General features: G+C 61.8%; 5 protein-coding genes and 1 tRNA gene. 5 read left to right on the top strand and 1 reads right to left on the bottom strand.

Features of this window, described 5'->3' with window-relative positions:
- Window positions 1-761: Orn/Lys/Arg decarboxylase N-terminal domain-containing protein (locus IV113_RS24755; RefSeq protein ID WP_291090897.1), on the bottom strand; the 761-nt coding region annotated here is incomplete at its 3' end.
- A 174-nt stretch (window positions 762-935) separates the two neighbouring features.
- Between IV113_RS24755 and IV113_RS24750 the strand changes: the two genes are divergently transcribed.
- The 5 genes from IV113_RS24750 to IV113_RS24730 form a co-directional block, all read left to right on the top strand.
- Complete coding sequence (locus IV113_RS24750; protein ID WP_291090895.1) at window positions 936-1,361, top strand: NfeD family protein; 426 nt, start codon at window positions 936-938, stop codon at window positions 1,359-1,361.
- A gap of 68 nt (window positions 1,362-1,429) precedes the next feature.
- Window positions 1,430-2,344 carry a stomatin-like protein gene (locus tag IV113_RS24745; RefSeq protein WP_291090893.1) on the top strand — a complete coding sequence of 305 codons (915 nt, stop codon included), beginning with the start codon at window positions 1,430-1,432 and terminating at the stop codon, window positions 2,342-2,344.
- A gap of 24 nt (window positions 2,345-2,368) precedes the next feature.
- Window positions 2,369-2,761 (top strand): DUF2237 domain-containing protein, encoded by a 393-nt coding sequence (locus IV113_RS24740; protein ID WP_291090891.1) that lies wholly within the window; start codon window positions 2,369-2,371, stop codon window positions 2,759-2,761.
- A 35-nt stretch (window positions 2,762-2,796) separates the two neighbouring features.
- Window positions 2,797-2,886: transfer RNA gene (locus IV113_RS24735), tRNA-Ser, on the top strand.
- 198 nt (window positions 2,887-3,084) lie between these two features.
- A partial coding sequence (locus tag IV113_RS24730) for an integrase arm-type DNA-binding domain-containing protein (RefSeq protein WP_291090889.1) occupies window positions 3,085-3,966 on the top strand: 882 nt, incomplete at its 3' end.

Raw genomic sequence — 3,966 nt, 5'->3', positions numbered from 1 at the left:
CCCGGCGCCACCGTGTGGTGCCAGACCATCTTGTTGCTGGTGCTGGTGCCGTTGGTGACGAAGAAGCAGTGGTCGGCGTTGAAGATGCGCGCCGCGTTGCGCTCGCACGCGCCGATCGCGCCGTTGTGGTCGAGCAGCTGGCCCAGTTCTTCCACCGCGTTGCAGACGTCGGCGCGCAGCATGTTCTCGCCGAAGAACTGGTGGAACATCTGGCCCACCGGGCTCTTGAGAAACGCCACACCGCCCGAGTGGCCCGGGCAGTGCCACGAATAGGAACCGTCTTCCGCGTAGTCGAGCAGCGCCTTGAAGAACGGCGGCTGGATGCCTTCGAGGTAGCTCTTGGCCTCGCGGATGATGTGGCGCGCCACGAACTCCGGCGTGTCCTCGAACATGTGGATGAAGCCGTGCAGTTCGCGCAGGATGTCGTTGGGCAAATGCCGGCTGGTCTTGGTCTCGCCGTAGATGTAGATCGGCACGTCCGAGTTCTTGCGCCGAACCTCGTCAATGAAGTTGCGCAGGTTCAGCACCACCGGATCGAGGTCGGCGCCATGACTGAATTCCTCGTCGTCGATCGACAGGATGAACGCGCTCGCACGGCTCTGCTGCTGGGCAAACTGGCTCATGTCGCCGTAGCTGGTGACACCCACCACCTCGAAACCCTCGGCCTCAACGGCCTGCGCAAGCGCGCGAATGCCCAGACCCGAGGTGTTTTCCGAGCGGAAGTCTTCGTCGATGATGACGATGGGGAAGCGAAATTTCATGAAATTCTCCAGCCGCAGGGGGCGCGGCCATCAGGCGAAAGAAAGCGCGAAGTGTACGGACAACGTGAGACAGGTCCCTGGAGCAGTCGTTCATTTGCCGCAGAATGTGGCGTTGGTCAGACAAACGCTGCCAGCACTCGCCTGGCGCAGTCAATCCATACAACGGGAGCATGCATGTCGGATTCAACATTGTGGTGGCTGTTGGCGGGTTCCACCGTCGCGCTCGAGCTGTTCACAGGTACCTTTTACCTGCTCATGCTGGCCGTGGGCATGGTGGCTGGCGCGCTCGCCGCCCACGCCGGCCTCGGCATGGCGGGCCAACTGAGTGTTGCCGCCTTCTCCGGGTCGGCGGCGGTCGTGGCCTGGTACTTCATCAAGAAGCGACGCGTCACCGACCCGTCCGTGCGAGCCATGCGCAGCGTGAACCTGGATGTGGGCGAGATTCTGCAGATCGACGAATGGAACGCTGATGGCACCGCCAGCGTCAAATACCGGGGTGCCCAGTGGACCGTGATCCAGCGCCCGGGCAATTCACCCACACCCGGCAACTACCGCGTGGCCGAGCTGGTGGGCAGCCGCCTGCTGGTCGACAAGGTCTGATCCTCAATCCCGACATGCCCTTGCGCTAATCTCACCCCACTTCCAACTTCCCCGAAAGCCGTTCCGCCATGGAAATCGCCATCCTGCTGATCATCGTCGCCGCCATCTTCATCACACGCTCCATCAAGGTGGTGCCGCAGCAAAACGCCTGGGTGGTTGAACGGCTGGGCAAATACAACTCGTCCCTCGCCCCCGGCCTGAACTTTCTGATCCCCTTCATCGACAAGGTGGCCTACAAGCACAGCTTGAAGGAAATCCCGCTCGACGTTCCCAGCCAGGTCTGCATCACACGCGACAACACCCAGCTGCAGGTCGACGGCATCCTGTATTTCCAGGTCACCGATCCCATGCGCGCCAGCTACGGCTCGTCCAACTACATCGTGGCCGTGACCCAGCTCGCCCAGACCTCGCTGCGCTCGGTCATCGGCAAGCTCGAACTGGACAAGACCTTCGAGGAGCGCGACATCATCAATGCGCAAGTGGTGCACGCCATCGACGAGGCCGCGTTGAACTGGGGTGTGAAGGTGCTGCGTTACGAAATCAAGGACCTCACGCCGCCCAAGGAAATTCTGCTGGCCATGCAGGCGCAGATCACGGCCGAACGCGAGAAGCGCGCGCTGATCGCCGCCTCTGAAGGCCGCCGCCAGGAGCAGATCAACATCGCCACCGGCGAGCGAGAAGCCTTCATTGCCCGCTCCGAAGGTGAGAAACAGGCCGAAATCAACAACGCGCAGGGCGAGGCCTCCGCCATCCTGGCGGTGGCCGAAGCCACCGCCGAGGCCATCCGAGTGGTGGCGGAAGCCATCCGCCAACCAGGGGGACAGGAAGCCGTGCAGCTGAAGGTCGCTGAACGCGCCGTGGACGCCTACAGCAAGGTCGCAGCCGACGCCACCACCACCCTGATCGTGCCCAGCAACATGACCGAGGTCTCTGCCCTGATCGCCTCCGCCATGAAGATGGTGAGCGCCACCAAGACCAACTGACCCGCTGCCCTTGTTGAGACCACCATGACCCTCGCACGCAATGTTCTCGGTGGCGAACTGCTGCCCTGCTCCTACGACCCACTCACCGGGTTCTACCGGGACGGTTGCTGCGAGACCGGCCCCGACGACCACGGCACCCATGTGGTGTGCGCACGCGTCACCGAGCCCTTTCTTGCGTTTTCGAGAGAGCGAGGCAACGACCTCAGCACTCCCCGGCCAGAGTGGCGCTTCGCAGGCCTCAAAGCCGGCGACCGATGGTGTGTTTGCGTGCAGCGCTGGCAGGAAGCCCTGCAGGCAGGTGCCGCTCCACCCGTGGTGCTGGAGAGCACCAACGCTTCCACGTTGCAATATGTGAAGCTGGAAGTGCTGCAACAACATGCGTGGCACAAGACCGCCGATGGGAGCCCAACCATCTGAGCAGGCAGCGAGGCTGCTACAATCGTGGGCTTCGCGGAGAGGTGGATGAGCGGTTTAAGTCGCACGCCTGGAAAGCGTGTGTGGGCTAATCCCCACCGCGGGTTCGAATCCCGCCCTCTCCGCCAAAAATGAGTCCCAGAGCGTCCCCAGACGTCTCACAAGGCACCCCGAAAGCCCCGGTTTACCTCGTATTCCGGGGCTTTTTTGTTTCTGGATGTCCCACAACGACTCTTGCCATCCAAGGATTTTTGGGGGTATCTTTGGGGGTCCGTACCCCACCAGTTGGGGGTATTTCACCTTCGGGGTACGGTTGGGAGCACGAAATGGCGCTGACCAACACCGAAGTTTTGAAGGCAAAGCCCGGTCCAACCCCCGTCAAGATGGCCGACGGGCGAGGCTTGTATCTGCTGATCACACCTGCGGGGTCCAAGCTCTGGCGCTGGAAGTATCGATTTCTGGGCAAAGAGAAGCTGATGGCCGTCGGAGCTTACCCAGACGTGTCACTCGCCCAGGCCAGAGACAAGGTGGACGAGGCCCGCAAACAGCTCGCGACGGGCGCCGATCCGATGGCCGCCCGCAAGTTCGAGAAGATCGCCCGCCGTCTGGCCGTCGAAGACACATTCGCGGCCGTGGCAAAGAAATGGTGGGAAAGCTGGAAGGCAGCGCGCAGCGATAGTCATACGGTCTACGTGTGGCGCCGCCTGGAGGCCGACGTTTTCCCGGCCATCGGCTTACGCCCTGTCGCGGAAATTGAGGCTCCCGAGTTGGTCGCCTTGATGAAGGCCATTGAAAAACGCGGGGCGCTTGACATCGCCAAACGCGCCCTTCAAACCTGCTCACAGATTTTTCGCTATGCCATCGCTCACGGCTTGGCCAAGCGCAACCCGGCCGTTGAGATTCGCCCCAGCGACGTATTGGCTTCGCGCAAAAAGCAGAACTACGCGCGGCTGGACAGCAAGGAACTGCCAGAGTTGCTGAGCAAGATGGAAGTTTATAACGGCAGCGCCATCACGCGTGTTGCCATCAAGCTCATGGCTATGACTTTCGTGCGTACTAGCGAGCTGATAGGGGCACGCTGGGAAGAGTTCGACCTCGACGGTGCGCGATGGGACATACCCGCTTCTCGCATGAAGATGAAGACGCCGCACACCGTTCCGCTATCCACGCAAGCTGTGACGCTACTAAGAAGCCTGCACACCTTGACC

The sequence above is a fragment of the Hydrogenophaga sp. genome, from assembly GCF_018780385.1.
Lineage (GTDB): Bacteria > Pseudomonadota > Gammaproteobacteria > Burkholderiales > Burkholderiaceae_C > Hydrogenophaga.
This window is presented reverse-complemented; position numbering and strand designations above follow the sequence as displayed.

Bases quoted from the DNA above. Each gene is read 5' to 3' on its own strand.
- IV113_RS24740 (WP_291090891.1), top strand. From the start codon at position 2,369: ATGACCCTCGCACGCAATGTTCTCGGTGGCGAACTGCTGCCCTGCTCC.
- IV113_RS24750 (WP_291090895.1), top strand. From the start codon at position 936: ATGTCGGATTCAACATTGTGGTGGCTGTTGGCGGGTTCCACCGTCGCG.
- IV113_RS24745 (WP_291090893.1), top strand. From the start codon at position 1,430: ATGGAAATCGCCATCCTGCTGATCATCGTCGCCGCCATCTTCATCACA.